Raw genomic sequence first — 522 nt, forward strand, 5'->3', positions numbered from 1 at the left:
GCCGAGCAGGGCCTCGAGGGCTACGACGTCAGCGTGTTCTTCGGCATCGTGGCACCGGCGGGAACGCCGGCGCAGCGGCTGCACACGCTCAACCGCGCCTTCGCCGAGGCGCTGGCCGCCCCCAGGCTGCGCCAGCAGTTCGCGGCCCAGGGCCTGGAACTGCCGCCCACCACCACGCCCGAACAGTTCGGCGCGTTCATCCTGGCGCAGATGCGGACGTGGGCCACGCTGGTGCAGCAGTCCGGGGCGCAGTTGGACTGATTCGCTCCGGACCCCTGCCCGGGGACCGCAGGGGGTGGTCGTCACCGAGCAAACGGATGCTCTGTGATGAACTGGCGCAGGGCGGCATCGATCCGGGTTTGCCACCCCTCGCCCGTTGCACGGAATTGCGTCACCACGTCGTGCGACAAACGGATGGTGATGCGCTCCTTGGTGACTTCCGCCTTCGGGCGGCCCATGCGGACCAATGGTTTTACCGCTTCCCATTCCTCGTCGGTCAACGGCATTGCGTCCGGGTCAGAC

2 protein-coding genes are annotated in these 522 nt (G+C 68.4%); one reads left to right on the forward strand and one right to left on the reverse strand.

What is annotated here, in order from left to right:
* On the forward strand, positions 1–261 hold a 261-nt coding region (locus VTU_RS26120; protein ID WP_010102231.1), incomplete at its 5' end, for a tripartite tricarboxylate transporter substrate-binding protein.
* Positions 262–302: 41 nt separating this feature from the next.
* On the opposite strand, the gene VTU_RS0106325 is transcribed toward VTU_RS26120, so the two are convergent.
* Positions 303–522, reverse strand: a 220-nt coding sequence (locus VTU_RS0106325) for a BrnA antitoxin family protein (RefSeq protein ID WP_029554162.1), incomplete at its 5' end; no start/stop codon positions are given.

The sequence above is a fragment of the Verminephrobacter aporrectodeae subsp. tuberculatae At4 genome (genome assembly GCF_000193225.1).
GTDB lineage: Bacteria > Pseudomonadota > Gammaproteobacteria > Burkholderiales > Burkholderiaceae_C > Acidovorax > Acidovorax aporrectodeae.